This window comes from Bifidobacterium sp. UBA6881 (genome assembly GCA_002451435.1).
GTDB lineage: Bacteria > Actinomycetota > Actinomycetes > Actinomycetales > Bifidobacteriaceae > Bifidobacterium.
In genome coordinates, this window is sequence record DKCF01000110.1 from 1 (window position 1) to 2,509 (window position 2,509).

At 56.5% G+C, this 2,509-nt stretch carries 1 protein-coding gene and 1 pseudogene; both read right to left on the reverse strand.

Annotated elements, in window-relative coordinates; all coding sequences use genetic code 11:
* Positions 1 to 439: 439 nt before the first annotated feature.
* Positions 440 to 1,735 carry an FAD-dependent oxidoreductase gene (locus tag B3C64_RS08380; protein ID WP_291535023.1) on the reverse strand — a complete coding sequence of 432 codons (1,296 nt, stop codon included), beginning with the start codon at positions 1,733 to 1,735 and terminating at the stop codon, positions 440 to 442.
* 390 nt (positions 1,736 to 2,125) lie between these two features.
* Positions 2,126 to 2,509 (reverse strand): annotated as a pseudogene (locus B3C64_RS08385) (long-chain fatty acid--CoA ligase); the annotation flags it as partial.

Sequence of the window (2,509 nt, forward strand, 5' to 3'; positions counted from 1 at the left end):
CGTCTCAACAACCAGCACTGAGATAGGTAAACATTCTTCGGTGAGAACATGATGGTAGCCGAGAATGCATAAGAGGGTCGGTATCAACACTTGTTGATACCGACCCTCTTCTTGTTTTCATTTTCATTGGACTGGTATGGGGCCAGCGCCTGCTTGGCTCTTTTCGGCTGTCACGTAATTTGGATTGTTGTATCTCATAATTTCGTTTTTAGTGGATATATTTCTAATCGTGCGAAAACAATATTCATAGAACTGCCCCCTAACCGTCATTTCTGAAGGAAAGAATGCGGTTAGGGGGGGGGGTAGTTGTCATCGGATAAGTATCGCAGGATTTCGATTTTGACCACTGAAAACAAAATGATGCGAAATCAGAAGACTGGGAATGTACCCAGGATATTTGGGTTTGTTCCATTTTGCTTCGGGTGGCTGCGCTCTGCCACTACCATGCGAAGGGCTCGTAGCAGATGTCCCCGGCACGGACGCCAGAACGAAACAGCATCGAGCGGATCGCACGCAGCATCGCGGAAGGACCGGCGATGAGATACACCGCATCATCCATCTTCGCCGCCGACAATTCATCGTCGGAGAACCGACCGGCACGCAAAGCCAGCTCGCAATTCGGCGTGGCCTTCCGCCATCGTCGCAGATCATCGGCGTACAGCAGTTCCTGTTGGGTCTTGGCGGAATAAAGGAACCGCACCCGCCGCCCGTCGCGGGCGGCCGACATCGCCACCGGAATCAGAGGTGTCACACCGATGCCACCGGCATAAACCACCACCGGGCGTTTCGGATCATGCTCCTGCAGGAACCGTTCATAACGTCCGAACGGTCCGGAAACCTCCACTTGTGCGCCGGTACCGTCCGTACCGGCGGGGACCGAAGCCAACGCCTTCGTGAAATCGCCGTCGCCGCGAATCGCGAAACGCATTAATCCCTCCCGGTTCGGTTCGTTCACCATCGAGAACGGATGGAGTTCCTTCATGCCGGGAATCATGGGAAAACGGATGAACGCGAAATCGCCGCGCTGCCAGCCATTGGCCAGCTTCGGTACGCGAATCGTCAACTGGCGCACATTCGGAGCGATTTGCGCATTCGCCTCCAAACGTCCCGAATAACGGTGCCGTCGAGAGAATTTCTCGCGAACGACGCATAGCGCCACCACCAGCGTCACCACGTCGAAGAATAGCACGAACGGCTTGAGCGCATAGATGAAGCCGATCGCATGCACGTGTACGATGACCAATGCCATCGCCACCAGATTGAGCCTGTGCAGCCATACATTGGTTTCGTGACGGAACGCGCGCTCAACCGACCGGCGTAGCTTTCCGATGACCGGCACTCGCGTGGACAGCCAGCCGGCCATCGTAATCAGCGACCATATGGCGACCAGCATGAACAGATGCAGGGACGCCGAGCCGCTCAGTTTCGCCAGCCCCTCCGCGGGCAATCGCATCTGGTGCAGGAACGACACCGCGATCGCGAGCACGGAGAGTACGCCGTGAATCATGTACATCGCGGGCAGCCCGATGAGACGATCCAGCCAGCGTGGCCTTGATGCCAGATACACGGCCGCGAGCATCCATGCGTAGGCGACGATGCCGAGCTTGATCGGCATGCTGGGAGTCTGCGCGTAAACCGTTTGCATCGTCGTCGTGAGTATCACCAGGAACGGCAGTGGTGTCACAAACAGGGCGACGAGCCAAGTGAGCGTGACGGGAATGTTGATTCGTTTCATGTGGCATCTCCCCAAAAAATGGACGTTGAACGGCTCTTAGTCGACCAACGCGGGCTGAAATCCACATGGAAGAAAACTGGGAAAACCTTGAAAATGCGGGAATATGTGAGATATGTCGCATGAAGTCGCATGGGAACGAAACCATGCCGATGACCGTTCGCTTCGCACGATTCCATTTTCAGCGGGGCCATTTCAAATGATGCGATAAAGGTTCCAGCAAAATACCCCCTAGCCGCAGTTTTCTGAAGGAAAACGTTCCTGGGGACGCCTTAGGGGGTAATGGCCGCCGCAATCATATCGCACGATTTCGTTTTCGGTGTCGAAATCAGAATCATGCGAAAAGCCACGGGTCGATTCCTCGATCCGTGGCTTGTAACGGTATGTATCCGCTCAGCGTTTGCCCGCGTAGAGCTGTTGGTCGATCACATCGGCGAACACGCGGTTCACTGCGGGGCGAACCACCTTCAAGGATGGCGTCAGGCACTTGTTCTCCTGCGTGAACTGCGTGTCCAGCACCACGAACTTACGCACGGATTCGGCGCGCGACACCGTCGCATTCGCCTTGTCCACATACTGCTGGATCTCGTCGTGCACCGCAGCGGCGGCGGCCACGCGGTCGAGCGGCGTGTCTTCCGAAAGCCCCACGGACGGCAGCCAAGCCGCCAGCGCCTCCGGATCCAACGTGATCAGCGCGCCGATGAACGGACGGTTGTCGCCGACGACCACCGCATGCTCGACAATTGGGCATTGCGCGATCTCCTGCTCCAGTGGAAT